The organism is Streptomyces sp. NPDC005266, assembly GCF_040607655.1.
Taxonomy (GTDB): domain Bacteria; phylum Actinomycetota; class Actinomycetes; order Streptomycetales; family Streptomycetaceae; genus Streptomyces.
In genome coordinates, this window is the sequence record NZ_JBEXHC010000001.1 from 538856 (window position 1) to 563909 (window position 25054).

Genomic DNA, 25054 nt, shown 5'->3' on the forward strand with positions numbered 1-25054 from the left:
GTGTCGCTCGCGACACGAGCAAAGTACGCCGAAACACCGGTTTGGGAACAGTGCCCCAGGGAGCATTGCCTTCCCCATGCACGGCGTTCGAACCGAGGACGCATGCCCCGCCCACCGCGGCCCATCCGTCTCACCCCCTCCCGAACCCGAGGAGTCCTCAATCAACGACTGTGCCACATTCAATTGCAACCGCGAAGGAAATTCACAAAAGAGACCATCAGTCCCCGGTCACCGACCCGAAGTCCGTGCCCGAGCCGATGAAGAACCCCGCGACGAGCAGCACCATCGTTCCCGGCACCATGAAGCTCGTGATGACCACGGTCGCCTTGGGCACCGCGCGCGCCGCGCGCCGCCGGGCGTTCTGCGCGTCGGTGCGACGCATATCGTTCGCAATGGCGATCAGGGTCTCGACGATCGGCGCGCCCAGCTCCTCGCCCTGCTGCAACGCGGTGACGAACCGCGCGACCTGCTCCGAGTCATTGCGTTTCCGCAGTTCCTCGAACGCCTGCCGTCTGCCGACCCCCATGTCCATTTGCCGAAGCGTGATGCGAAGTTCATCCGCCCAGGGCCCCTCGTACTTCTCCGCCACCCGGTCCAGCGCCTGACGGAAGCTCAGCCCGGCACTCACCACGACCGCCAGCACATCGAGAAAGTCCGGCAGCGTCCGCTCGATCGCGTCCTTGCGCTCGCGCACCGCCGCCCAGATGCCGACCTCGATCCAGAACAGACCGAACGCCACCAGCAGCAGCGCCATCAGGACCTGGCCCTTCATCAGCATCACCAGCGCGCCGCCGAATCCGAGGGCGCCGTACACCGCCCTCCGGGCCGCGTAGCGGTCGACCGTCAGCCCGCCCGGGTTGCCCGCCAGATCGATCCGGCGCCGCACCCTGGCCACCCGCTTCTCGCCCATCAGCCGCAGCACCAGCGGGGCCCAGCGCATGCCCATCCGGTCGACGGCCGAGCCGACCACGGTCGTCCGGGTCGACCCGACCTCCAGGGCGACGGCCAGATCGCTCGGCAGCTTGGCCTCTCTGCGGTACAGGGCGATGCCGTAGGCGACGCCCGCCACCGACAGACCCGCGGCCAGCGCCAGCAGCACTCCCCTTGCCATACCGTCCGCCTCTCAGACGTCGATCCTGGACATGCGGCGGATGAGGAAGAAGCCGATCCCGTACAGGACGAAGGCCACCACCACCGCGGCCTGGCCCCAGAAGGACGAGGTCATCCGGTCCAGCGAGCCCGCCGAGATCCTGTTCATCAGCAGCAGCGTCCCGATCCCCATCAGCGGGACGACATACGCGGTGACCGTCACCTGGGAGAGCTGGGTGCGGACCTCGCGCCGCGTCTCCTTGCGCTCCTCCAGCGTCTGGGTGAGATTGCGCAGCGAGCTGACGACCGTCCCGCCCGCCCGGTTGGACAACACGAGCGTGGTGACCAGCACCACCAGCTCCCGGGACGGCAGCCGCTCCGCGAGCTCCTCCAGCGTGTCGTCGATCGAGTGGCCCACCGCCAGCTTGGCGGCGACCTTGGCCAGCTCCTCGCCCGCCGGCGCCTCCATCTCGTCCGCCGCCATGCTCAGCGCCGTGCGCAGCGCCAGCCCCGCCTGGGTGGCGTTGGCCAGGATCCGGGACAGCTCGGGCAGCTGATTGATGAAGCGCTCGATCCGCTTGTGCCGCTGCCAGTTGAGGAAGCCGTAGGAGCCCCAGACGGCGATCACGGCCGCTATCGGCCCGAAGAAGGCCGCGAGGAAGGACGCCGCGGCCAGCCACAGCCCGGCCGCCGCCGTGACCGTGTAGACGAAGAACTCCCCGGGCGTCAGGTCCAGCCCCGTAGCCGCCAGCCGCAACTCCAGCCTGCGGCCCAGCGAGGTCGACCGCAGCCGCCGGTCCACCCGGGCGAAACGGCGCGGGCGGCCGGAGTGCGGCAGCGGGCCGGAGTCCGACAGCCGGTCGATCAACGCGCGCTGCTGCTCCTTGCCCCGGGCGTAGTTGTGCACGCCCGCCACGCCCAGCGCGCCGCACACCAGCGTCGCGCCCAGGGCCGCCGTCGCAAGATGGTCCATGCGCCCTGCTACCTCCGGTCCCTCGGGCCGAACGCCGGCCGGTCGTACGCGGCGGAGGCGGCGCCACGGGTGGTCAGCTGCGCCGGAAAGGCGGCCACCCCGAACGCCGGCGGCACCGACTCGTTCGCCAGCCGCAGCCGCTCCCCGACCCGCTCCGGGAGCGGGAAGTACGCGAACCGCCCGTGCACCACCCGGTCAGCGCCCATGGGCAGGGCGTCGAAACGGCAGACGGTGGCGATGCGGTACTCCTCATGACCATGGCTGTCCAGCAGCGCGATCTCGCTGATCCGCCGCGAGCCGTCGGCGTGCCGGACGAGCTGGACGACGCAGTCCACGGCGCTGTTGATCTGGTCCCGCAGCGCCTCGTACGGAATCGCCACATCCGACATCGAGGCCAGCGTCTGCAGCCGCATCAGCGCGTCCTCGGCGCTGTTGGCGTGAACGGTGGCCAGCGAACCGTCATGGCCGGTGGACATGGCCTGCAGCATGTCGAGCGTCTCACCGCCGCGCACCTCGCCCACGATGATGCGGTCGGGGCGCATGCGCAGGGAATTGCGGACCAGATCGCGGATGGTGATCCGGCCCCTGCCCTCCACGTTCGGCGGCCGGGATTCCAGCCGGATCACATGGGTCTGCTGAAGCTGAAGCTCGGCGGCGTCCTCCACCGTGATGATGCGCTCGCCGTCGGGGATCAGCCCGGAGAGGGCATTGAGCAGCGTGGTCTTGCCGGAGCCGGTCGGCCCGGAGACCACCACATTGCACTTGGCCCGCACGAGGGCCGCCAGCAGCATCAGCATCTGCTCGTCCAGCGTCCCCATGCCGATCAGCTCATGCAGGGTGTACGCGCGGGGGAAGCGGCGGATGGTGAGCGTGGCCCCGGTGAGGGCGAGCGGCGGAATGATGACGTTGACCCGCTCCCCGGACGGAAGGCGGGCGTCGACCATCGGATTCGACTCGTCCACGCGGCGGTTGACCGTCGAGACGATCCGCTCGATCGTCTGCATCAGCTGCTCCTCGGACGCGAAGCGGACGGGGACCAGCTCCACCCGGCCCGCACGCTCCACGAAGATCTGGTCCGGGCCGTTGACCATGATCTCGGTGATGGAGGCGTCCTCCAGAAGCGGTTCCAGTACCCCGAGGCCGAGCGCCTCGTCCACCACCCGGCGGATCAGCTGAGAGCGCTCGCTGGTCGACAGGACCGGGCCCTCACGGCTGATGATGTGTCCGAGCACCCGCTCCAGCCGGGAGCGGCGCTCGGCGGCGGCGAGCGAGGACATCTCCGCGAGGTCGATCTCCTCCAGGAGCTTGGCCCGGTAGACGGAGACCAGATGTCCGTCCTGACGCCCCTCGCTGGGCCCCTCGGGCACGGTGATACGGGCCCGCAGGCTCATCGCTGTCCTCCCATCGCCGCCGGTCCCGCCGCGTCTCCCCGGTCACAGGGCATCGTGGCGCTCTTCTCCGCGCTGCCGAAGTCGAAGCCCGGGATGACCGAGGGGATCTCCACGATCGCGGTGGCGTGCGCCTCGCCGTCCCCGCAGCCGCCACCACTGATGCTCGCCCCGTCGGCCAGCCAGCCGCTGATCGCCTCCAGCCCGGCGGCGGCCGGGCTGGTGCGCGGCTCGTCCAGCGAGCCCGTACGCGCCGCCGCGCGTGCCGCGGTACCGGCCTGCTGCAGGGCGTACGCGGCGATCCCGAGCTGAACGGCGGCCAATGCGACGAGGAGCAGGATCGGCAGAAAACCGATGAACTCGATCGACGCCGACCCCCGCTCCCCACCCCGCCGCCTCCCATGGAGCCCACGGCAGGCCGCGCCCCGCCGGGCGCCCGGACAGGCGGCCGACGCGGGCTGACGGCGCCGTGGCCCCGCGTCCGGGGCGCGGGACCGGGGGGTGCCGGCCCGGGCGATGCCACGAGGGGCCACGCCGAAGCGGACGACGCGCGGGGCCGTCCCGGGAGAGGCCGCACCAGGCAGGAAGCTGCCCGACGGGACGGCACCCGGACCCGTCCCGGAAGGGGCGTCGCCGGGCCCGGCGACGCCCGGCAGGGCCGCACGAAGACCCGCGCCCCGCAGGGCCGCACGAAGACCCGTGCCCCGCAGGGCCGCACGAAGACCCGCGCCCCGCAGGGCGGTGGGAACGCCCGTGCCCCGCAGGGCCACGTGAAGACCCGCGCCCCGCAGGGCCACGCGAACACCCGTGCCCCGCAGGGCGGTGCGAACACCCGCGCCCCGCAGGGCCGCACGAAGACCCGTGCCCCGCAGGGCCGCACGAAGACCCGCGCCCCGCAGGGCGGTGCGAACGCCCGTGCCCCGCAGGGCCGCGCGCGGGGGCCTGCGGCGCCGGGCGCTCGGACGGGCGATGCCGGTCGACGCCGCGGCCGCGGGCGGAGACGTGGGGTACCCGGGGCGGTGGTTCGTCATGTCACTGCCCTCCGCCCGCCGCGTCCGTCTCGTCCGCCGCGCCCGCCGTGCCCGTCACCGTCCACGGGAAGTCGGCGGCGCCGGGGAAGAGCACCGGGACCCGCAGGCGCACCGTCGCCTTGTAGACGGCGCCGCCGCCCTGGCCGGGGCAGGTGATGTCGGCGCTCCAGGAGCCGGGGATGTCCTTCTGGGCCGCCTCCTGGCAGGCGCCCGCCCCTCCGGACGCGCCCGCGCGTGCGCCCTTGTCGGCCGCGTTGCCCGCCAGCGAGTACGTGTAGCCGACCAGCACCAGCTGCCAGATGACCGCGAGCACGATGAGGGCCAGCGGCAGCACGCCCAGGAACTCGACCGTCACCTGACCCCGGTCGCCACCCCGTTTCCGCAGGAAGTCGCCACCCCGTTTCCGCAGGAAGCGGCCACCGGCCGGCGGGCCGATCTCGTTGAGCGCGTCCGTGCCGTCGCCCACGCTGCCCTCCCCCGCCGCGTCGCCGCCCGCCGCCTCTATGGCACGGCGCCGCCGCAGCCCGGGCAGTACGCGGTCGCCGCCCGCGGCATGAGCCGCCCGGCGGCCACCGCCGCCGCCGGGCGCCGCGTCCACCAGTCCCAGTTCGCCGGCCAGCCCCCACAGCGCCTGCCTGACAGCCGACTTGGCGTCCAGGTCCTGCATCCGGCCGGAGTCGACGGCGGGCTGGAGCTCCTTGAAGCCGGCCGGGATCGCGGTGCGCGCCACCGTCGTACCGGTCGCGCGCCCGACCAGCTGTGGCTGGATCTCGGCGTCGCGCGCATGCCGGTTGACGACGGTCACGGTCTCCTCAGCCTTGCGGATCTGGAGCCGGTCCCACAGCCGGACCATGCGCTTGGCGGCGCGCACCGCGACCACGTCGGGGGTGGTCACCAGCAGCGCGATGTCCGCGAGTTCGACGGCGGCGGCGCCCGCCGAGGTCATCTGGGTGCCGCAGTCGACGACGACCAGTTCGAAGCGGGACCGCAGTGCCGCGATGACCTGCCGGGCCGTGCGGTCGGTCACCTCCTCGCCGCGTTCGCCCTCGCCCGGTGCGAGCAGCAGCCCGAGGCCGGTCTGGTGGGTGAAGACCGCGTCCTGGAGGACCCGCGGGGAGATGTCGCTGATCTGCGCCAGATCGGCGATCGACCGCCGGAACTGGACATCGAGGTAGGAGGCGACGTCCCCGGACTGGAGGTCCATGTCGACGAGCGCGACCTTGCGGCCCGCGGCCCGTGCCGCGAGCGCCAGCTGAACGGCGGTGACCGTGGTCCCCACCCCGCCCTTGGCGCCCGCGACCGCGACCAGCTTTCCGCCGGGCCCGGTGGCCGGCGCGTCACCGCCGCCGCCCAGATGGCGCCGTACGCCCGTCGCCCACTGGGCGGCGGCCTGGACGCGGGCCGCCAACTCTTCGTACGAGAGCGGTATTCCGGCGATGCCGCGCGCCCCGGCGTCCATGGCGGCCGAGTACAGCGCGGGCCCCGCGTCCCCGGTGACCAGCACCACGCCCACCGCCGGGAAGCGGAGCGCGATCTCGCGGATCAGCTCCAGGGCGGGCGCCGGGCCGATCCGCTCATGGACGAGGACGACCTCCGGCAACTCCTCCAGGGAAGCGGCCGCCAGGACGGCGAGGGTGTCGAGCAGCAGGGTCGAATCGCCCATCGGCGCCGACGGTTCGACACCGGGCAGCTGTCCGAGCAGCCCACTGAGGGAGCGGGCGGCGTCGGGGTCGCCGACGGCCGGCAGAATTCTGATCGTCATCGCGGCACCTCCTCACTCATTTGTCGCCGTCGAGGGTGTAGGTGCGTTCGCCGGGGGCTGTCGAGCCGTCGCCGCCGGGGGCGACCAGCGCCAGGCGCACATGGGAGGCGAAGGACTCGGCGTAGGCCACGCGCTGTGCGTTCCGGGTGTCGAGCGCGAAGGTGATCGGCACGGCCTTGTCGATCCGCCGGGAGTCGTCCTGGTCCGGCTTCAGGGCAGTGATCCTGCCGAGGTCGAGGACCTCCGCGCCCGCGACGATCAGCTTGGAGACCGGCTCGTCACCCTGGGCCTTGGCATCGAAGGTCGCGTAGATGTTGACCTTCGCCCCCGGAGTGATCTTGCCGGCCACCCCGGTCGAGGCGTCGATCATGATGGCGATCTCCTGCTGCCCGGCCTTGAGCGCGGGCCGGTCCACGATCATGTCCTCCTGGAGCAGCGACCCCTTGCGGAGCGTGGTCACCGCTATCTTGCCGCGCAGCGCGGCAAGGTCGGTGACGGCGGTGGAGGGCACATAACGCTTGGGTATGGAGACCTTGGTGAAGTCCCCCGCGTCCAGCGCCTTGTAGGGCTCGACGTCCGAGGTGAGCTTGTACGCGGTGGTCTCGGGGCCGACCTTCGACTCCACGTCGTCGATGACGGACAGCACCCCGGCGAAGGCGCCGACGGCGCACAGGACCGACAGGAGCAGCAGGATGACTCCGCGGCGCTGGCGTGAATTCATGGGGCGGACAACCTCGTTCGGGGGACGTTACCGGCTGGTCAGAGCGGGGCGGTGGGCCTGGCGGAGGGCGGGGATGTCATCGCCGCGGGCCACCGGGCAGGAGCAGAAGGCACAGCGGTCCCCGATGAGTTCGAAGCCGCACCAGTGGCACTCCTCTCTCCGTACGGAAGCCACGAGCTGGTAGAGGACGGAGAGGTCGGGGATGGCCGCCGCGAACTCGATCAGCTTCGGGGTGCCCCACCAGCGCGCCGACTCCTCGGGCAGCGGCACCTCCTCCACGCCCCGCACGCCCCACGCGGGCGCGAGCGCTCCGGTGACCCAGTCGTCGCGCCCCGGTGCCCCGCCCCCGTAACCGTGGCTGTTCAGCTGCCCTCGGCCGACGGTCAGCACGGTGGCGTAACCGGGCGAGGGCAGCGCCGTCGCGCCGCCGACCTTGACGAGCTGGGGGGCGGGGTGGGCGAGCACGCCGAAGTGGGCGCCCGGCATCCAGGACTTGATGTGCGAGGTGAGGCTGACCGGCACCCGGTCCAGCCGGGCGACGCTGCCGAGCAGCGCGCCCGCGTGGATGTAGTGCGTCAGCAGCCGGGCGGCGCAGGCCAGGACGCCGGGGCTGAAGTCGGAGACGGACAACTGGCGCAGCTGGCGGGCGAGCACGGCGACGGCCAGCGGGGGCAGGTCGAGGGGCATCAGCGCCATCCGGTCGCTCTCCAGGACCGCGCGCACGGTGTGCAGTCTGCGGACGACGGGCGGCGGGGCCGCGGCGGGGTAGAGCACGACGAGATAGCCCTGCTGGTCGAGGAGGGCCCCGACCTCGGCGAGCGCGTCGTCGAGTGACTGTGCGTCCGGCGGCCGGAGCACCACGCCGGATGGGGTCTGCCCGTCAGGCGGCGGAAGCACCAGCTCGCGGCCGGTGACTGCTATCGCGGTGGGCACGTCGGCTACCCCGTCTCACATCGGCGCCGAGCGGCGTCGGCCGCAGGTCGTTACTCCTCCTGGGTCTGGTGCATCGTCACTTTATCCACGAAAGCCGCGTGAGAGAACAGTTCCCCAGAGTTGCGGTCCGCAGGCCCGAACGGGCTGCGCATTCCCTTGACAACCTTATTGGTCTGGACCATTTTACGTTTACGCGGTGGCCACCGTCCCCATACCCCTGCTTCTCATCACCATCCTCATGGATTCCCCCACGGAGGCAGTCATGGACCGTGTCCCCCGCACCCCGACCACCCGGCTCAGACGCCGGTTCGGCCGGCTGACCGGCATGCTCGCGGCGGCCGCGCTCGCCGCCACCGGCCTCACCCTGGCAGGCGGCTCCACCGCCGGCGCGGCCGAGGCCAACCTCGCCCGGAACCCCGGCTTCGAATCCGGGGGCTTTCTGTAAGAGTCCCGGTAACCCTCCTCGGGCGGACTTCCCCCCCCACCCCCACTCCACCCCTCCTCGCAACCGAGAGGGGTGGAGCCCATGACCAGCTTCTCCGTCGCCTGGGCTTGACAAGCCTATTGGTCTGGACCACCTTGTATCCACCGCCTCAGGGGCCCCTGGACGCGCACTGGCACCACCTCCCCCCCACCTCCCCCCACGCACGGAGGCTGTCGTGGTACGCGCACAGTTCACACAGAGGCTGCTCGGAGCCGCAGCGGTGATCGCCCTCGCCGCCGGCGGGCTGATATCCGCCGGCAGCGCGAACGCCACCGAGGATCACGCCACCGCGGCCGCCGCCGTACCGGCGCACGCCGTCACCGGCTACTGGCAGAACTTCGACAACGGCGCCACCGTCCAGAAGCTCGCCGACGTCCCCGACGACTACGACATCATCGCCGTCGCCTTCGCGGACGCGACCGGCACGCCCGGCGGCGTCGACTTCACCCTCGACCCGGCCGTCGGCTACGGCAGCGAGCAGCAGTTCAAGGACGACATCAAGGCCAAGCAGGCGGCGGGCAAGTCCGTCATCGTCTCGGTCGGCGGCCAGAACGGCACGGTCTCGGTGAGCGATGACGCGTCCGCGGACGCCTTCGCCTCGTCCGTCACCGGACTGATGGACGAGTACGGCTTCGACGGCGTCGACATCGACCTCGAGAACGGCCTCAACGCCACCTACATGACCAAGGCGCTGAAGGCGGTCCACGACAAGAAGAGCGATGTCGTGGTGACGATGGCCCCGCAGACCATCGACATGCAGTCCACGTCCACCGAGTACTTCAAGACCGCGCTGGCCATCAAGGACTTCCTGACGGTGGTCAACATGCAGTACTACAACAGCGGCTCGATGCTGGGCTGCGACGGCAAGGTCTACTCCCAGGGCTCGGTGGACTTCCTCACCGCCCTGGCCTGCATCCAGCTGGAAGGCGGCCTCGACCCGTCGCAGGTCGGCCTCGGCGTCCCCGCCTCCACCAGCGGCGCGGGCTCCGGCTATGTCGAGCCGTCCGTCGTCAGCGCGGCCCTGGACTGTCTCGCCAAGGGCACCGGCTGCGGCAGCTTCAAGCCGTCGAAGACCTACCCCGCCATCCGGGGCGCGATGACCTGGTCCACCAACTGGGACGCGGCGAGCGGCAACGCCTGGTCGAAGGCGGTCGGGCCGCACGTCCACGGGATGTAGGGACGCGTCAAGCCCCGGCCGCACCACCCGAATGGCCCAACGGTGGTGCGGCCGGCTCATTCCGTCCGGCGGGGGCCGGCCCCGGAGGAGGCGGGCTCTACGTCCGTGTCACGGCTTGGGCAGCTCGCACCCGGGCAGGGTGAGGTCGATCCTGTTGCCGGTGGTCAGGCATCGGGTGATCCCGTACGTCTGCTGGGCGTAGTTGATGCCCTGACGGACCGTTGTCGCGCCGGTCTCATCGACCTCGCACGGATTGTTGAGGGTGCACCGGCCGCCGTCCTCGTTGCCCGTGTTGTTCACGGCCACGACCTTGCCGGAGGCGGGGTCGACGACGGGCGAGCCCGAGGTTCCGCCGATCGTGTTACAGGCGGAGGTGTAGCGGACCGAGTCCTTCCAGGTCCATTCCCCTTCCTTAAGACGATAGGCAAATCCGTCGATGTCGCAGGAGTAGATCTTCTTCCAGTAGCCGGAGACCACATTGATGGCGGAGCCCTGGACCGGGCGGGTGTCGGACAGCGACAGCGCCTTGATGCCGTACGTCGACTGGATCTGGGCGTATGTCGAGCTCAGCCGGTACACCGATATGTCGGTGTCGGTCATCGTCGCGTACGCGACCTTGGTGGCCCTGACCGTGCCGGCGCGGCTGCCCGAGCCGGTCAGCAGAGTGAAGCTCCGGGTGGACGGCTGGTCGACGATCACTTCGCCCGCGCTCGGGAAGCCGCTCTCCAGGCAGTGCCCGTTGGAGAGGACGAGCGCGGGGTCGGTGTCGGCGGAGCCCGGTGCCCGGACGACGGAGCCGGAGCAGTTGCTGAGCGCCACCGTGCCCGCGAAGGTGACCGCCTTCGGGGTCTTGGCGTGGGGCGCGGCGGTCGCGGGGGCCGCGCCCGCGCTCACGAGGGTCGCGCCACCCAGTAACAGGGCCGAGAGCGCGCCGACGAGAGGTCTGTTCATGGGGGGTGATCCTTCCCTCGGTGAGAAGTTCCTTCGGCTTCGACCATTTCCCACTCTTGACCGTGTCATGCACATGGTCGAACACTGGCGCAGCAGTCGCTCGCCTCTCCCCACCCCCCAGGAGCATTCATGCGACTTCGCATCCGCGGCAGACGGGTTACCGCCCTCGCCGCCCTGCTGGCCCTCGCCCTCGCCGCCCCCATCGCGGCTCAGGCAGATGATCCGGCCCCACGGCCGGGCTCCGGACGCACCGCCCCCCAGGCCGCCTCCTCGGCCACCACGCCCCAGGTCGCGACCGACGTCGAGGTCGAGGCCGACGTCGAGGTCGAGGCCGACGTCGAGGTCGAGGCCGACGAAAAGGTGAAGCAGTACCGGATCGACGGCCCCGCCACCCCCGCCGACCGCACCGCCGTCGCCGCCACCGGGGTCTCCATCGACGAGGTGGACGCCCGGTCCGTGGTCGTCACCGCCGACGCCGCGCAGGCCAGGGCCCTGCGCGCGCTCGGCTACCGGCTCACCGAACTCCCCGCTCCACCCGGCGCCGAGGAGGGCCGGGCCACGAGGCCGTTCGACTTCCCCTCGGCCGACGCGAAGTACCACAACTACGCGGAGATGAACGCCGAGATCGACGCCGCGATCGCCAAGTACCCCGCCATTCTCAGCAAGCGCGTCATCGGAAAGTCGTACGAGGGCCGCTCCATCGTCGCCCTCAAAATCAGTGACAACGTGGCCACCGACGAGAACGAGCCCGAGGTGCTCTTCACCCACCACCAGCACGCGCGCGAGCATCTGACGGTGGAGATGGCCCTGTATCTGATGCACCAGCTCACCGACGGCTACGGCACCGACTCCCGGATCACCGGCGCGGTCAACGGCCGGGAAATCTGGATCATCCCGGATGTGAACCCCGACGGCGGCGAATACGACATCGCCACCGGCTCCTACCGCAGCTGGCGCAAGAACCGCCAGCCCAACTCCGGCTCCTCGTACGTCGGCACCGACCTCAACCGCAACTGGGACTTCAAATGGGGCTGCTGCGGCGGCTCCTCCGGCTCCCCCGGCTCCGAGACCTACCGCGGCCCCCGCGCCGAATCCGCCCCCGAGGTGAAGGTCGTCGCCGACTTCGCCCGCAGCCGCATGGTCGGCGGCAAGCAGCAGCTCAAGGCCGCCATCGACTTCCACACCTACAGCGAACTGGTGCTGTGGCCCTTCGGCTGGACGACCAGCGACACGGCGACCGGCATGACCAAGGACGACCGCGACGCCTTCGCCGCGGTGGGCAAGAAGATGGCCGCCAGCAACGGCTACACGCCCGAGCAGTCCAGCGACCTCTACATCACCGACGGCACGATCGACGACTGGCTGTGGGGCACGCAGAAGGTCTTCGCGTACACCTTCGAGATGTACCCGGCCTCGGCCGGCGCGGGCGGCTTCTACCCACCCGACGAGGTCATCGACCGTGAGACCAGCCGCAACCGGGACGCGGTGCTCCAACTCCTGGAAAACGCGGACTGCATGTACCGGTCGATCGGCAAGGAGGCCCAGTACTGCTCCTGAGCCGAGGCCGTAGGGCACGCCGCGGGCGCCGTCCCGGCGGGGAAACCCGCCGGGACGGCGCCTCGTCAATCGCCCTGGCAACCGCCGTACGCAGGCAGGCGGGCGCCCCTGCTCTCAGCGACCCGCAACACGTCGCGCAGCGCCTCACACAGCCGATCCGCGAGGAAGCGGAGTTCCCGCGCGTCTGCCTTGGGCTCGCCCAGCAGCTCCCGGGCGTGCCGGAGGAGTTCCTCGCCCATGGACATCTGCACGGCCTCGATCGCGTCCGCACGTCGGCTCAACGGGCTGTCCCCGTCGTCCGACGCCAGGTAACACGGCTTGCCGTCGGGGTTTGACCACGGCAGCAGGCGCAGCCCGGTACTCATGTTCATCAGCTCCATTGAGTTACTTCACGCTGTGTGGCGATTTCCTCACAGATTGGTGGTTGTTCTGGCTACGCTGCCAGCAGGGCGAGCCTGACCACGCACCTTTCAACTCGGGGAGTCAGCCCATGAAGATGGACCGAAGGCCACGCACCCCCAGGGAGAAGTACGGGGAGGAGCTGAGGATCCGCCGCACAGCGGCCGACATGACACAGGAGGCGCTGAGCGAGATCGTGGTGTGCTCGCCCACGCTGATCAGTCACTTCGAGGCGGGACGCCGGTTGCCGAGGCCGGACGACGCGACGCGGATCGACCAGGCGCTGGGGACGGACGGGTTCTTCGCGCGGTGGCTGGAGGACCTGGAGACGAAGTGGACCGACCACTTCGCGGCCGTGGCCGAGCTGGAACAGCAGGCCACGCTGATCCAGCAATTTGCGCTCACCCTTGTTCCTGGCGTGCTCCAGACTCCCGCCTACGCACGCGCCCTGTTCAGCGCCTATCGACCCAACCACACAGCCGAGAAACTTGACCGGGAAGTCGTCATCCGAACGGAGCGCGCCCGGCTTCTGGATAGCCCGTCGCCTGTCGTGTGGACGCTCCTCGACGAAGCCGTCCTTCGACGCCACGTCGGTGGCTCCCAGGTCATGGCCGAACAGCTGAACAAGATCGCGGACATGGGGGAAGCGGGACGCCTGCGGCTGCACGTACTGCCCTACAGTGCTGGGGCTCACGCACTCCAACAGAGTCTGCTCACGCTCATGAGCTTCAAGGACTCCGCCCCCGTGGGTTACGTCGAAGGCTTCCTCACCGGCAACTTGATGGATGATCCATCTCTGGTGAACGCCTGCCACACCGCCTACGCTCTGGCCCTGAGCGACGCGTTGTCGCAACAGGAGTCACTGGCCCTCGTCAGGGCGGCAGCAGAGGAACACGCGCATGGTCAGTAGTGAGCACACCGTCTCCGACGCGTCCGCCCTCACCGGGTGGTACAAGTCCAGCTACAGCGGCGGCGATCAGGGTGAATGCCTTGAGGTCGCGCGTGGCCACTCCGCCATACCCGTTCGCGACAGCAAAAACCCGTACGGCCCGGCGCTCGTATTCGAGCCGTCCGCGTGGTCGGCGTTCGTCTCCACCGTCAGGCGCGGGGAGTTTCGCACCACCTGATCCAGGGTGCGGGGCCACACCGCAGGTGGGCCCCTGACCGGCGATGATCCCGACCAGGGGCCACCCGAAACGTGAGCCTGCGTCAGCCGTCGTTCTCCGCCGACGGGATGTAGGCGCCCGGCACGTCCTTGGGAGCGTAGATCTTCTTCTCGCCCGGGTACGGCTTCGCCCAGTTGTGCGTCTCGTACCACGTGAGGTGGTTCATCTGGGCGGGGGGAGCGTAGTCCGGAACGGCGTTGGGACCGGTCAGCCGCTGCTTCGACTTCCACTGGTCCCACTGGGCGGCGACGTTCTTCATGTCCGCCGGCACCGAGGCCGACGGCACGGCCGCCGCCTTCGGGCTCTGCGCCGCGGGAGTGTCGAGACCGCAGGAGGGCGGGGTCTTCACCCCGTCGGTCAGCGAGGTCCGGTTGGGCAGCGCCTTGAACGGCGTGAAGTCCGGGCGCTGGGTGAACGCCGAGGCCATCGGGGTGGCCGCGGTGTCCTTCTGGTTCATCGGCTGGATCCCGAGGATCTGCTCGATGGTCCGCATCATGTTGATCTGCGAGTAGTAGTGGCTGTCCACCGTGGAGTGCTTGGCCCAGGGGCTGATGATCTGGACCGGGGCGCGGTGGCCGTCGACGTGGTCGAGGCCGGCCTGGGAGTCGTCCTCGACGACGAAGATCGCCGAGTCCTTCCAGTACTTACTGTGCGAGATCTTGTCGACGATCTGGCCCACGGCGAGGTCGTTGTCCGCGACCTGGGAGGCAGGGCTCACCGGGCCACCGGTGTGGTCGCTGGAGAGCCAGAACATGTTCAGGTTCGCCGGACCGTTCTTCTCGAAGTCCTTCTTCCAGATCTGTGCCCGGTAGACGTCCGGGACGCTGGTGTCGAACTTCGGGAAGCCGTGCACCGAGACGTCGTTGAGCGACGGGATCGGCGAGGTCGAGTTCAGCGGGTAGGCGGTGTCCTGACCGGTCGCCGCCATGTTCTTGCTGTCGCAGTACAGGTTCTGCCAGCTGGCGCCCGACGGCTTGGTCAGGAACTGCTGGAACTCACCGAAGTTGCGGACGGACTTGCGGGCCGCCTGCGCACCGGTCCAGATGAAGCCGGTCTTCTGGTGGCCGAGGGCGTCGTCCTCGGTGTCGTAGCTGCGGGTGTACTCACCGGCCGAGGACTCGGTGTACTCCGGGTTGTCGGACTGCATCAGCCAGTTGTGACCCTCGGCGGAGTTGGTGCCGATGTCGTACGTGTTGTCGAACAGGCCGAACTGCTTGGCCAGGGCGTGCTGGTTCGGCGTGACGTTCTCGCCGAACTGGGTCAGCGACGGGTCGCCGTTGCCCTGCGGCATGTCACCGAAGACCTGGTCGTAGGTCCGGTTCTCCTTGACGAGCAGGAAGACGTGCTTGATCGTCGAGGGGTCGCCGAGCTTGACCGGGACCGGCACCGGCTTGGCCGGGGAGCCGTCGGACTTCTTGAGGGACTCGCCGTTCCAGCCGTTCTGCTTGAAGACCTTGCCGGTGTAGGACCTGATCACGCTGTCGTCGGGCAGCGTGAACTTCTGCACGCTCGACGTCGTGTCGTGGGTGCCGTGACCGCCGGTGGCCTTACGGCGGGCGTCGATGCCACGGGTGTTGGAGACGTACACCTCGTTGCCGGAGGTGGTGATCTCCGAGGGGAAGTAGTCCGTGGGGAGCAGGCCGACGTAGCTGACCGGCTCCTGCGCGGAGGTGAACTTGTAGACGGCGACGGCGTTGGCGCGGCCGAGGGTCACCAGCAGATGACCGTCGTCGGTGAGGGTCACCGCGTCGGGCTCGTAGCCCACGTGGGCCTTGGCCCACGGCTGGGTGGAGATGGTCTGGACGACCTTGTCCTTCGCCGTGTCGATGACCGACACGTTGTTGTCGGCGGTGTCGGTGACGAACACCACGCCGTTCTTGGCGTACATGGCGGTCGGGTGCAGACCGACCTCGATGCTGGAGACCGCGGCGTCCTGGTTCGCCAGGTCGATGACGCTGACCGTGCCGCTGGTGGTGGCAGCGGTCTTCTGATCGGCGAGTACCTGCGTACCGTACGAGTTGATCGTGGGCTCGCCGGGCTTGGCCGGGCGGCCGCCCTCGTTGCTCACGTAGAGCTTGTCGCCGACGACGACCATGCCGCGCGGGGCGTTGCCCACGTTCCAGCTCTGCTTGACGGTCCCGGTCGCGGCGTCGATGGCGACGACCCGGTTCTGGCCGTTGACCGCGGAGTACACGGTCTTGCCGTCGGCCGAGAACGCCGCCGCGGCCACCAGTGCGTGCTTGGAGCCCTGCGCCGGGATGCTGACGGTCCGCGGGCTGGAGACGCCGCCGTCCGCGTTCACGGTGAACACGGTGTAGCCGTCCGGCTGGCCCAGCCACAGCTGCTTGCCGTCGGGCGAGTACGTCGGGCCTTCCTGGCCCACGTTGTTGCTGCTGATGCGGGGGTTCGACGACGCGGCGTTGCTGACGAGCTGCTGCGTCTTCCAGTTCTTCAGGTCCACGATGGCCAGGGCCGCGCCACCGTCGGTGACCGAGGCGGCCATGTGCGTACCGTCCGGGCTGACCGAGGACGACATGATCTTGCCCTGGTTGATGACAAGACGGTCGCCGTACGGGGCGATGTACTGGTTGCTGGAGACGACCTGGCCATTCTCGGTGACCTGACCGACCTGGTCCGTGCCGAACTGCTGGGTCTGCGCGAGCGCCGTGCCGGCGGCCACGAGGGCAACAGCGGTGGTGCCCGCCGTCAACAGCGGTATGCGGCGGCCGATGCGTCTGCTGATGAGGCTGATCCGAGCTTCCTCGACGAGTTTCCGGCGGCGAGTTACCTGCATTGAGGGTTATCCCTTCGGGGTGGTGTCGAGCAGTTCGACGTTGCCGTCGAACTGCCACAGCGGGTTCGGTGCGTCCCCATCGGGGGTCCGCACCAGGAAGTAGCCGTTCACTTCCTTCGGTCCATCGCCATCGGCCATGAACCGCCCGTCCGGAGTGACGTCAAGTTGGTAGATGGCCTGTCCTGTGGCCTCGACGCCGGGAAGATGCCAGGTCACGACGCAGCGCCAGTCGTTGCCCGGGCCTTGTGCCGCGACCCTGGCGCTTCCCTTGTTGCACGACGCCGTGGCCTGCAACTGGGCCTCGGTGACGGCGGATCGGTTGAGTTGGTCGGTCTGCATGCGGTACAGGTGCGCGAACGCCGTGGCGAGCGAGCGCTGCACCTTGTCCTGCTCGATCCCGGAGCCCGTCGCCGGGGTCGTCGCGGCGACGACCGCGAACGACGCGGCGGCCACCCCGACGAGCGGCAGGACTCCGACGGTGATCGCGCGGCGGCCCGAACCGTCGTGGGCCAGGTTGGTGAAGTCGCGCCGTACGAAGAGCACATACGCCAGTGCCGTCGCGACCACGGCCCACACGAGGCTGACGACGATGCCAATCAGCAGCGGGCCGAGTTGCCGGGGGCTGGTGAACAGACCGTTCCAGGAGATGAGGGCGTAGCTCGGCAGGGCGACGCGCACGGCCACCGGAAGCGGCAGCATCTGGGCGACCGCCATCGCGAGCGAGACGAGCACGGGCACCAGCAGCCCCATCGGGGACCGTCCCAGCGTGACCGACCCAAGGAAGCCGAGTGCGGCGAGCGCCAGGGTCGGAGCGAGGACGCAGACCCAGGAGAGCAGGACCGAGACGGCGGCGTCCGACGGTGCCAGGAGATGGCCGTCGAGACCGACCAGCGGCTGGTTGCCGACCACGAGGAGGCCGCCGACGGTGCTGGAGATGGCGAGCCCGGCCACGAGCAGCAGCAGGACGGTGAGACTGGCCACCGCCTTCGCCACGAAGATCCGCCGAGGCGAGCGGACCGCGACGAGCAGATGGCGCCAGGTGCCGAGCCGGTCCTCGGAGGCGAACACATCACCGGCCACGACCGAGGTCAGCAGCGGGAGCGCCCAGGTCCCCGCGAAACCGAGCATCACCAGCGGCCCGGCCCACCCGGAGGCGAGCATCCAGCGCCCGAAGAGGGTGTCGACGGGAAGCGTGCTCTGCTGGCTCACCCCGGCGACGAAGAGGGCGGGAGCGATCCAGCAGGCGAGGACCAGCAGGCGGATCCGCCACTGGGAGACGAGCTTGACGAGCTCGAAGCGACAGGCGCGGGTGACGGGGACGCGACGGCCCCCGGTCACCTGCTCGTGTTCCTGTTCCCGGCTCTGGGTGAGGGTCGCGGTCATCTGCCCGCCTCCTGCTGCTCGGTGAGGGCGAGAAACGCGGCTTCGAGCGGCGACACCACGGGAGTGAGTTCGCGCAGCGCGACGCCCCTCTCCACGAGCCGCACCACGAGTTGGTCGAGGGCGGGCACCAGGGCGCGTACGACCAGCAGTTCGGCGTGCTGCCGTACCCCGGCGTCGTCGACGACCTGGATCCCCGGCGCGTCGTCCGCCAGCCGGCGCGCGGCCTGCGGCTCGGAGGTGAGCAGCCGGTAGTCGAGTTCACGGTTCTCGGTGGCCAGCTTGGACAGCGGGCCGGAGAAGACGACGCGTCCGGCGGCGAGGATGGTCACCTCGGAGCACAGCGCCTCGAGGTCGTCCATGTTGTGGCTGGAGAGCACGACGGCGGTTCCGTCGGCCGCGAGCCGGTTGAGGACACCGTGCACGTGCTTCTTGCCCGCCGGGTCGAGGCCGTTGGACGGTTCGTCGAGCACGAGCAGCCGGGGCTTGGTCAGCAGGGCGGCGGCGAGCCCGAGCCGCTGGCGCATGCCGAGGGAGAAGCCGCGGGTACGGTCGTCGGCGACATCAGTGAGACCGACCTCGGCGAGTACGTCGTCGATCCCCGCCGTGCGCGCGTCGTGGCCGCGGAGTGCGGCCAGCGCGGCGAGGTTCTGCCGTGGGGTGAGCGAGGGGTAGAGAGCGGGGCCGTCCACGAAGCCGGCGACACCGTCGGGAGCGTCGAGTGCCCGCTCGACCGGTGTACCCAGGACCTCCAGGCGACCGCTGTCGGCCACCGCGAGCCCCAGCAGAAGGCCGAGCAACGTCGTTTTTCCGGCGCCGTTCGGTCCGACCAGGCCGTGGATCCGACCCTGCGTCACATCGAGATCGATGCCGTCCAGGGCGACGACATCACCGAAGCTCTTCGTGATATCGCGAGCCCGGATTGCGCGGAGTTCTTCCATGGGTCCCTTCCTTCAAATGCCTCAAGGACCCTATGGATTGATCATGCCGCTCATGGGGATGGAGAGTTGAATGTACGTAGAACATGAAACGACTTGGCATTCGCGACGTCACCGCCGAGCGGGAGCCGTTCCTGTTTCGACCAGCATTATTTGCCAATATTTGAGCAAAATTAGATGCTCCCATGAATGAGTTGCAATGGTGAATGTTGCGGTGAATGCCAACTGGACACGAAGCGGAATTGCTTGCTTCGGCGTTGTCGTGGCGAACGCGGCTTCTTCCGCACCTCTGACGGGGCGGTCGTGGACCCCGACGTCAGGATCGACACGCCGCGGCCCGTTGGCACCACGGTCACGATGCAGCGGACCGGTAGTGCTCACCCGCCGGCGGCTACGGACCGTAGTCCCCTCCACGGCCCGACCAGTCCCATTGAGCAGTTCCTTCCGCTTGGAGGGTCACTTGGTAGCCGAGTTGATGGAGCCGGCTCACCAGGCGTCGGGGCTGCCTGGCCCGGCCGGTGCGTTCGCGGAGTTCGCGCACCCGCCACCCCACTCCCCACCGCCGAAGCGACGGCCCCCGAATCTGGGCGGTTTCCGCCGATCGGGGGCCGTCGTCATGCGGGCGCCGTCCGCTAGATGACGATGCTCAGCAGGCCCGCCACCGCGAAGCCCGCCACCGACAGCACGGACTCCAGCACCGTCCACGACTTCAGCGTGTCCCGCTCCGAGATGCCGAAGTACTTGGCCACCATCCAGAAGCCACCGTCGTTGACGTGCGAGGCGAAGATCGAGCCCGCCGAGATGGCCATGATGACCAGCGCCAGATGGGCCTGGGAGTAGTGGCCTTCGGAGAGCAGCGGGGAGACGATGCCCGCCGTCGTCACGATGGCGACGGTGGCCGAGCCCTGGGCGACCCGCAGGACGAGCGAGATGAGCCAGGCCAGCACGATGACCGGGAGGCCCGCGCTGTCGAAGGCGTCGGCGAGGGCCTGGGCGACGCCGCTGCCCTTCAGGACGGCGCCGAAGACGCCGCCCGCGCCGACCACCAGCAGGATGTTGCCGATCGGCTTGAGGGAGGCGGTGGAGACGGTCTCCAGGGACTTGCGGGACCAGCCGCGCCGGATGCCCAGCAGGTAGTAGGCGAGAAAGAGCGCGATGGTCAGCGCCACGAAGGGGTGGCCGAAGAACTCGATGACCGAGCGCCCGGTGCTCGGGTCCAGCGCGATGGAGGAGAAGGTCGCGCAGAGGATGAGGACGAGCGGCGTACCGATGATCGCCGAAACGGTGGAGACGGAGACGGGCCGCTCCGCCGGAGTGGCGCCGGCGGCGCGCTGTTCGGCGGCGACCGCCTCCTTGGCCTCCTCGGCGGCCTCGACCATGTCCTGCGGTACGGGGACGAAGACGCGGTGGCCGATCCACGCGGCGTAGCCCCACGCGGCCAGCACGGACGGCATGCCGACGAGGAGGCCCATCAGGATGACCCAGCCGAGGTCGACATGGAGCAGCCCGGCCGCGGCGACCGGCCCGGGGTGGGGCGGGAGGAAGGCGTGGGTCATGGAGAGGCCCGCGAGCAGCGGCATCGCGTACAGCAGGATCGACTTGCCGCTCCTCTTGGCGGCCGCGTACACGATCGGCGCGAGGACGAAGATGCCGACGTCGAAGAAGACGGGTATGCCGAAGATCAGGCCGGTGAGCCCCATGGCGAGCGGCGCCCGCTTCTCCCCGAAGAGGCCGAGCAGCCGGCCGCTGAGGGCCTCGGCACCGCCGGAGACCTCCAGGATCGCGCCGAGCATCGTGCCGAGGCCGATGATGATGGCGATGTGGCCGAGGATGCCGCCCATGCCGGTTTCGATGAGCGAGACGGCGTCGGACTTCTGGACCGTGCCGAAGAGCTCGGTGACCGACAGACCGGCGGCCAGGCCCACGGCGATGGAGACGCCCAGCAGCGCGACGAAGGGCTGCAGCCGGACCTTGATGATGAGGAAGAGGAGCAGGGCGATACCGAGGGCGGCGACGGTCAGCAGACCGGCGGTGCCGTCGACGATCGCGAGAAGACCACCGGTGTGGGGTGGTGTCTCGGCAGCGGGAGCGGCCGCGAACAACATGGGGAACTCCGGTTTCCGGGTAGGGGGGAGCGCCGCACGGCGGAGGGCCGCGCGGTGGGGGTGGCGGGGTGTGGATGATCAGAAGTCCGGCTTCCGACGAGTGGGGGGTGAAACCCGTGGCGGGCGGGGCTGCGGCCGTAGGGCAACGGGGGGTGAGCCCTTCGGGCGCCCTGCCCGCCACGGGGGCCAGGGGGCGAGTGAGCCGAAGGGGCGCGCCGCTGTCGAAGGGAGAACGTGCGGAGGCCCGGGGAACGAGGGGCCGAGCACGATCGACCGTCGACAGGGGCTTGAGCGCCCCGGAGGCGAACCGAGCCCGAAAAGGGCGCGTCAGCCGAGGACTGCGAGCGCGTCGATCTCTACGAGCAGACCGGCGGGGAGCCCGACGTAGACCGTCGTACGGGCCGCCGGCGCCTCCTTCAGGTCCGCGAAGAACTCGTTGTAGATCTCGTTGAATTCGGCGAAGTGGCCGGTGTCGGTGAGGTAGACGCGCACCATCACGACGTCCTCCCAGCTCGCCTCGCCCGCCTCCAGCACGGCCTGCACATTGCGCAGGGTCTGCAGGGTCTGCTCACGCAGGGTCGGCCCCACGGGGGTGGGCGCCTGACCGGGGACGGCGGGGCCGAAGCCGACCTGACCGGCGACCTGGAGGATGTTGCCCTTCCTCACGCCGTGCGAGAACTTGGCGGGCGGGGCGGTGTGGGTGGCCGGGGTGATCGCGGTCTTCTGCAGCTTCTCGCTCATGAGGAGGTTTCCTCGGCTCTCTTGTCGGGTGTTGCGTCGGGTGTTGCTTCAGATGTCGCTTCAGATGAGTCGTGGGACCCGTGGGACAGTTGGGGGCTGCCCGAGTATTCCCGGCTGATGGCCTCGGCGGTGCGGCGTACCTGGGGCAACAGCGTGAGGAGTTCATCGGCGGTGACGACGACGTTCGGCGCCGACACCGAGCAGGCGGCGACGACCCGGCCGTCCGTGCCCCGGATGGGCGCCGCGACGCAGTTGATGGACTCCTCGTGGCCACCGAGGTCGGTGGCCCAGCCCTGTTCGCGTACGAGCGCCAGCTCCTTGAGGAACGCGGCGGCGTTCGGCGTCGAACGGGGCGTGTACGCGGGGTAGGTGAGCCGCTCGGCCAGCGCCCGCCGCTCGGGCTCGGGCAGATCGGCCAGCAACAGCTTGGCCACGGCGGCGACGGTGATGGCGACGGGCTTGCCGATCCGCGAGTACATCCGCACCGGGTAGCGGCTCTCCACCTTGTCGATGTAGAGGACCTCGTTCTCCTCGTACACCGCGAGATGCACGGTGTGCCCGCACCGTTCGTTGAGTGCGACGAGATGGGGATGGGCGATCTCCCGTACGTCCAGGTTCTCCACCGCCTCCTGAGCGAGCGCGAAGAGCCGGGCGCCGAGCCGGTAGCGCTGATCCTGCTGGCGGTAGACCATGCCGTGTTCGTGCAGCGTGCGCAGCAGCCGCAGCGCGGTCGACTTGTGCACGCCGAGCCGCGTGGCGACCTGCTCCAGATTGGCGGGTCCCTCCGCCAGCAGGGGCAGGATGCTCAGGGCTCGGTCGACGGTCTGGCTCATGGGTTGGCTACCTCCACGGCTGCGGTCTCGGGCCCCGGATGTGCCGGGTTCGGCAGGTCTGTCCAGCCGGGGCCGCATCGCAGTGTGCCCCACGCGGCGGCGTCGAGCGCCACCAGACGATCGGCGCGCTCGCTCGAGGGCGGGGTGCCGAGGTCGCCGGGGACGGTGAGGGCGGCGGCTGCCATGAGGTGGCCGTGGCGAAGCCGTGCGGCCACCGGCAGGCCGCGCAGGGTGCCGGAGAGGAACCCGGCGGCGAAGGCGTCGCCCGCCCCGACCGGCGCCACGACGTCGACCCGCAGGGCGGGTTCGAAGGTGAGGGCGTCCTCTCCGCCGGCCTGGCGGGTGTAGGCGGTGGCTCCCACACTGCCCTGCTTGACGACCAGCACCTCCGGTTCGGGAAGGGCGGCGCGGATCGCCGCCGCGCCGCGCACCCCCCACGCCGCCTCTGCCTCGTCCTCGCCGACGAAGACCAGGTCGCAGCCGCGGGCGAGGTCCAGCAGGACGGACGGGCCCGGGCCCTCGGCCTCGGCCTCAGCGGCGCCGTCCCGCCACAGCGGGGCACGGTAGTTGAGGTCGAAGGAGACAAGCGGGCGGCCCGGGGCGCGCGCGGTGAGCCGGCGCATCAGGGCGAGGCAGTCGCCGGAGAGGGCCGGGGTGATGCCGGTCAGATGGAGGACACGGCCGGACCACGCCTGCTCGCGCGGGACGAGCGCCGGGGACATGGCCGCGGCGGCCGATCCGGCCCGGTAGTAGACGACCTCGGCGAGCGGCTCGGAGGTGGCGGCGGGCTCCGATCCGGTGGCCCGCTCGCCCGCCGTACGGAAGTAGACGCCGGTGGGACGGCGGGGGTCGCGCTGGACGTAGCCGACGTCCACCCCCGTGGCCGCGATCTGCGCCACGAGGTGGTCGCCGAAGCCGTCCGTGCCGACCCGGCTGATCCAGCGGGCGCTGTGGCCACCGCGGGCCAGAGCGCACGCGACGTTGGACTCGGCCCCGCCGATCCCCCGATCGAAGGAGGGCACGTCGGCGAGCCGCCCCGGCCGGGACGGGGCGAAGGTCACCATCGACTCACCGAGGCACACGACGTCGACGCTCGGGACGGCGCTCGGGACAGGGGACACGGGCGGTCTCGCTCCTCGGCGACGGGGGTGGGCCAGGCACCGTTGACCCGGTGCCTGGCGGGATGTTAGACAGCCCTGAGCGGTATACGCAATGAACGTTGCACATATTGCAACCAGGATCGATATGGAGGCGCCTCCATGGCCATCGACCCCAGCGACCCGTCCGTCGCGGGCCTCGCGCGGGAGCGCGTCGACCACCGCTTCAAGGGACTGCCGCCGAACGCCGAGGGCCGCACCGTCGGCGAACTCGCCGCCGAACGCCGCTCCCTGTTCACCGGCGGCTTCACCACCCCTGTACTGGCCCTGTCGGCCGAGGCCCTGGAACACAACCTCCAGGCGATGGAGCGCTACTCCCTCACCCATGGGCTGGCCTTCGCCCCCCACGGCAAGACCTCCCTCGCCCCACAGCTTTTCGAGCGCCAACTCGCCCACGGCGCCTGGGGCATCACCGCCGCCGTCCCCACCCAGGTGCGGCTGTACCGGGCCTTCGGCATCCAGCGGATCTTCCTCGCCAACGAGGTCGTCGACGCCGCCGCCCTCCACTGGCTCGCCGCCGAACTCGACGCCGACCCGGACTTCCGCTTCATCGCCTACGTCGACTCGGCGCGCGGCGTCGAACTGATGGACGCGGCACTCCGCGAGGCGGGGGCGCGACGCCCCGTCGATGTCGTGGTCGAGCTGGGCGCGGGCGCGGGGGCGCGTACGGGCGTCCGTACGGAAGCCGAGTGCGCGGCGGTCGCCGACGCGGTCACGGCCACCGGCACCCTGCGCCTGGCCGGCGTCGCGGGCTACGAGGGCGAAGTGCCGAGGGCGGACGGCGAGCGGGTCCGGGCCTGGCTGCGCCGCCTCACCGCACTGGCCGCCGACTTCGACGCGGCGGGCCGCTTCGAGAGCCTCGGCGGCACGGACGAGATCGTGGTCAGCGCGGGCGGCAGCGCGTGGTTCGACGCGGTGGCGGACGTCTTCGCCGAGCTCCCGGAGCTTTCCCGCCCTGTCCTGAAGCTCCTGCGCTCGGGCGCGTACGTCTCCCACGACGACGGCCACTACCGCCACCTGACCCCCTTCAACCGGATCCCGGACGAGGGCGCCCTGCGGCCCGCCTTCCGCCTCTGGGCCCAGGTCATCTCCCGCCCCGAACCGGGCCAGGCCTTCCTCAACGCCGGCAAGCGGGACGCCGCCTACGACCTCGACCTCCCCGAGCCCCAGCTCATCCGCTCCGCCCGCGACGGCTCCACCCGCCCCGCGGACGGTCTCACCGTCACCGGCCTGTCCGACCAGCACGCCTGGGTCACGGTCGCGGAAGGCACCGACCTGGAAGTCGGCGACTGGGTCGGTCTCGGCCTCTCCCACCCCTGCACCAGCTTCGACAAGTGGCAACTGATCCCGGTAGCGGAGGCCGACGGCACGGTCACGGACTACATCCGCACCTTCTTCTGACGGCGGTTCGCCCGATGCCGCGCCCCGGCCCCGGGGAGCCCGAGGGGGCTTGCCCCCTCGGGAGACTGGGCGGG

General features: G+C 70.3%; 22 protein-coding genes. 6 read left to right on the forward strand and 16 right to left on the reverse strand.

Features of this window, described 5'->3' with window-relative positions; all coding sequences use genetic code 11:
- Positions 1–217 precede the first annotated feature (217 nt).
- Genes ABZU99_RS02460 through ABZU99_RS02490 form a run of 7 tightly spaced genes read right to left on the reverse strand, consistent with a single transcriptional unit; the run spans position 218 to position 7897 of the window.
- Positions 218–1111: a DUF5936 domain-containing protein gene (locus ABZU99_RS02460; protein WP_355943464.1), complete on the reverse strand. Its 894-nt coding sequence runs from the start codon at positions 1109–1111 to the stop codon at positions 218–220.
- A gap of 12 nt (positions 1112–1123) precedes the next feature.
- The gene (locus ABZU99_RS02465; RefSeq protein ID WP_355943466.1) at positions 1124–2062 is read right to left on the reverse strand and encodes a type II secretion system F family protein; all 939 of its coding nucleotides are present in this window, start codon (positions 2060–2062) and stop codon (positions 1124–1126) included.
- An 8-nt stretch (positions 2063–2070) separates the two neighbouring features.
- The gene (locus ABZU99_RS02470) at positions 2071–3453 is read right to left on the reverse strand and encodes a CpaF family protein (RefSeq protein WP_355943468.1); all 1383 of its coding nucleotides are present in this window, start codon (positions 3451–3453) and stop codon (positions 2071–2073) included.
- Positions 3450–4481 (reverse strand): TadE/TadG family type IV pilus assembly protein, encoded by a 1032-nt coding sequence (locus ABZU99_RS02475; protein WP_355943470.1) that lies wholly within the window; start codon positions 4479–4481, stop codon positions 3450–3452. Before ABZU99_RS02475 ends, ABZU99_RS02470 begins: the two co-directional genes overlap by 4 nt.
- 1 nt (position 4482) lies before the next feature.
- Positions 4483–6243 (reverse strand): AAA family ATPase, encoded by a 1761-nt coding sequence (locus tag ABZU99_RS02480; RefSeq protein ID WP_355943472.1) that lies wholly within the window; start codon positions 6241–6243, stop codon positions 4483–4485.
- A gap of 16 nt (positions 6244–6259) precedes the next feature.
- Positions 6260–6964: a Flp pilus assembly protein CpaB gene (cpaB, locus tag ABZU99_RS02485; RefSeq protein ID WP_355943474.1), complete on the reverse strand. Its 705-nt coding sequence runs from the start codon at positions 6962–6964 to the stop codon at positions 6260–6262.
- Between the two features lie 27 nt (positions 6965–6991).
- Entirely contained in the window at positions 6992–7897 is a 906-nt protein-coding gene (locus ABZU99_RS02490) for a hypothetical protein (protein WP_355943475.1), read from the reverse strand.
- Positions 7898–8159: 262 nt separating this feature from the next.
- On the opposite strand from ABZU99_RS02490, the gene ABZU99_RS02495 reads away from it, so the two are divergent.
- Entirely contained in the window at positions 8160–8342 is a 183-nt protein-coding gene (locus tag ABZU99_RS02495; RefSeq protein WP_355943476.1) for a hypothetical protein, read from the forward strand.
- A 214-nt stretch (positions 8343–8556) separates the two neighbouring features.
- Positions 8557–9558, forward strand: coding sequence for a chitinase (locus tag ABZU99_RS02500; RefSeq protein ID WP_355943478.1), 1002 nt, complete (start codon positions 8557–8559; stop codon positions 9556–9558).
- A 108-nt stretch (positions 9559–9666) separates the two neighbouring features.
- Here the strand turns inward: ABZU99_RS02500 and ABZU99_RS02505 are convergent, their stop codons facing one another.
- On the reverse strand, positions 9667–10509 hold the full coding sequence (locus ABZU99_RS02505) for a serine protease (protein WP_355943479.1): 843 nt from the start codon (positions 10507–10509) through the stop codon (positions 9667–9669).
- A gap of 129 nt (positions 10510–10638) precedes the next feature.
- Between ABZU99_RS02505 and ABZU99_RS02510 the strand changes: the two genes are divergently transcribed.
- The gene (locus ABZU99_RS02510) at positions 10639–12066 is read left to right on the forward strand and encodes a M14 family metallopeptidase (protein WP_356044129.1); all 1428 of its coding nucleotides are present in this window, start codon (positions 10639–10641) and stop codon (positions 12064–12066) included.
- A gap of 65 nt (positions 12067–12131) precedes the next feature.
- On the opposite strand, the gene ABZU99_RS02515 is transcribed toward ABZU99_RS02510, so the two are convergent.
- Positions 12132–12437: a hypothetical protein gene (locus tag ABZU99_RS02515; protein WP_355943483.1), complete on the reverse strand. Its 306-nt coding sequence runs from the start codon at positions 12435–12437 to the stop codon at positions 12132–12134.
- 119 nt (positions 12438–12556) lie between these two features.
- On the opposite strand from ABZU99_RS02515, the gene ABZU99_RS02520 reads away from it, so the two are divergent.
- Positions 12557–13375, forward strand: a complete 819-nt coding sequence (locus ABZU99_RS02520; protein WP_355943485.1) for a helix-turn-helix transcriptional regulator — start codon at positions 12557–12559, stop codon at positions 13373–13375.
- Positions 13365–13592 carry a DUF397 domain-containing protein gene (locus tag ABZU99_RS02525; RefSeq protein WP_355943487.1) on the forward strand — a complete coding sequence of 76 codons (228 nt, stop codon included), beginning with the start codon at positions 13365–13367 and terminating at the stop codon, positions 13590–13592. Before ABZU99_RS02520 ends, ABZU99_RS02525 begins: the two co-directional genes overlap by 11 nt.
- An 82-nt stretch (positions 13593–13674) precedes the next feature.
- On the opposite strand, the gene ABZU99_RS02530 is transcribed toward ABZU99_RS02525, so the two are convergent.
- From ABZU99_RS02530 to ABZU99_RS02560, 7 genes are all read right to left on the reverse strand, one after another.
- Positions 13675–16425 (reverse strand): alkaline phosphatase family protein, encoded by a 2751-nt coding sequence (locus tag ABZU99_RS02530; RefSeq protein ID WP_355943489.1) that lies wholly within the window; start codon positions 16423–16425, stop codon positions 13675–13677.
- A gap of 6 nt (positions 16426–16431) precedes the next feature.
- Complete coding sequence (locus ABZU99_RS02535; RefSeq protein WP_355943491.1) at positions 16432–17808, reverse strand: ABC transporter permease; 1377 nt, start codon at positions 17806–17808, stop codon at positions 16432–16434.
- On the reverse strand, positions 17805–18746 hold the full coding sequence (locus tag ABZU99_RS02540) for an ABC transporter ATP-binding protein (protein ID WP_355943493.1): 942 nt from the start codon (positions 18744–18746) through the stop codon (positions 17805–17807). The genes ABZU99_RS02535 and ABZU99_RS02540 overlap by 4 nt, the downstream gene beginning before the upstream one ends.
- A gap of 629 nt (positions 18747–19375) precedes the next feature.
- The gene (locus ABZU99_RS02545; protein WP_355943495.1) at positions 19376–20848 is read right to left on the reverse strand and encodes a gluconate:H+ symporter; all 1473 of its coding nucleotides are present in this window, start codon (positions 20846–20848) and stop codon (positions 19376–19378) included.
- 327 nt (positions 20849–21175) lie between these two features.
- A complete protein-coding gene (locus ABZU99_RS02550) occupies positions 21176–21589 on the reverse strand; it encodes a RidA family protein (RefSeq protein ID WP_355943498.1) in 414 nt (137 codons plus the stop codon).
- A complete protein-coding gene (locus ABZU99_RS02555; protein ID WP_355943500.1) occupies positions 21586–22422 on the reverse strand; it encodes an IclR family transcriptional regulator in 837 nt (278 codons plus the stop codon). The genes ABZU99_RS02550 and ABZU99_RS02555 overlap by 4 nt, the downstream gene beginning before the upstream one ends.
- A complete protein-coding gene (locus tag ABZU99_RS02560; RefSeq protein WP_355943502.1) occupies positions 22419–23543 on the reverse strand; it encodes a sugar kinase in 1125 nt (374 codons plus the stop codon). The genes ABZU99_RS02555 and ABZU99_RS02560 overlap by 4 nt, the downstream gene beginning before the upstream one ends.
- Before the next feature lie 138 nt (positions 23544–23681).
- Between ABZU99_RS02560 and ABZU99_RS02565 the strand changes: the two genes are divergently transcribed.
- Positions 23682–24980, forward strand: a complete 1299-nt coding sequence (locus ABZU99_RS02565) for an amino acid deaminase (RefSeq protein ID WP_355943504.1) — start codon at positions 23682–23684, stop codon at positions 24978–24980.
- Positions 24981–25054: the final 74 nt, after the last annotated feature.

Bases quoted from the DNA above. Each gene is read 5' to 3' on its own strand.
- cpaB (WP_355943474.1), bottom strand. From the start codon at position 6,964: ATGAATTCACGCCAGCGCCGCGGAGTCATCCTGCTGCTCCTGTCGGTC.
- ABZU99_RS02565 (WP_355943504.1), top strand. From the start codon at position 23,682: ATGGCCATCGACCCCAGCGACCCGTCCGTCGCGGGCCTCGCGCGGGAG.
- ABZU99_RS02480 (WP_355943472.1), bottom strand. From the start codon at position 6,243: ATGACGATCAGAATTCTGCCGGCCGTCGGCGACCCCGACGCCGCCCGC.
- ABZU99_RS02460 (WP_355943464.1), bottom strand. From the start codon at position 1,111: ATGGCAAGGGGAGTGCTGCTGGCGCTGGCCGCGGGTCTGTCGGTGGCG.
- ABZU99_RS02535 (WP_355943491.1), bottom strand. From the start codon at position 17,808: ATGACCGCGACCCTCACCCAGAGCCGGGAACAGGAACACGAGCAGGTG.
- ABZU99_RS02525 (WP_355943487.1), top strand. From the start codon at position 13,365: ATGGTCAGTAGTGAGCACACCGTCTCCGACGCGTCCGCCCTCACCGGG.
- ABZU99_RS02495 (WP_355943476.1), top strand. From the start codon at position 8,160: ATGGACCGTGTCCCCCGCACCCCGACCACCCGGCTCAGACGCCGGTTC.
- ABZU99_RS02540 (WP_355943493.1), bottom strand. From the start codon at position 18,746: ATGGAAGAACTCCGCGCAATCCGGGCTCGCGATATCACGAAGAGCTTC.
- ABZU99_RS02555 (WP_355943500.1), bottom strand. From the start codon at position 22,422: ATGAGCCAGACCGTCGACCGAGCCCTGAGCATCCTGCCCCTGCTGGCG.
- ABZU99_RS02520 (WP_355943485.1), top strand. From the start codon at position 12,557: ATGAAGATGGACCGAAGGCCACGCACCCCCAGGGAGAAGTACGGGGAG.
- ABZU99_RS02545 (WP_355943495.1), bottom strand. From the start codon at position 20,848: ATGTTGTTCGCGGCCGCTCCCGCTGCCGAGACACCACCCCACACCGGT.
- ABZU99_RS02470 (WP_355943468.1), bottom strand. From the start codon at position 3,453: ATGAGCCTGCGGGCCCGTATCACCGTGCCCGAGGGGCCCAGCGAGGGG.
- ABZU99_RS02550 (WP_355943498.1), bottom strand. From the start codon at position 21,589: ATGAGCGAGAAGCTGCAGAAGACCGCGATCACCCCGGCCACCCACACC.
- ABZU99_RS02530 (WP_355943489.1), bottom strand. From the start codon at position 16,425: ATGCAGGTAACTCGCCGCCGGAAACTCGTCGAGGAAGCTCGGATCAGC.
- ABZU99_RS02515 (WP_355943483.1), bottom strand. From the start codon at position 12,437: ATGAACATGAGTACCGGGCTGCGCCTGCTGCCGTGGTCAAACCCCGAC.
- ABZU99_RS02505 (WP_355943479.1), bottom strand. From the start codon at position 10,509: ATGAACAGACCTCTCGTCGGCGCGCTCTCGGCCCTGTTACTGGGTGGC.
- ABZU99_RS02510 (WP_356044129.1), top strand. From the start codon at position 10,639: ATGCGACTTCGCATCCGCGGCAGACGGGTTACCGCCCTCGCCGCCCTG.
- ABZU99_RS02475 (WP_355943470.1), bottom strand. From the start codon at position 4,481: ATGACGAACCACCGCCCCGGGTACCCCACGTCTCCGCCCGCGGCCGCG.
- ABZU99_RS02465 (WP_355943466.1), bottom strand. From the start codon at position 2,062: ATGGACCATCTTGCGACGGCGGCCCTGGGCGCGACGCTGGTGTGCGGC.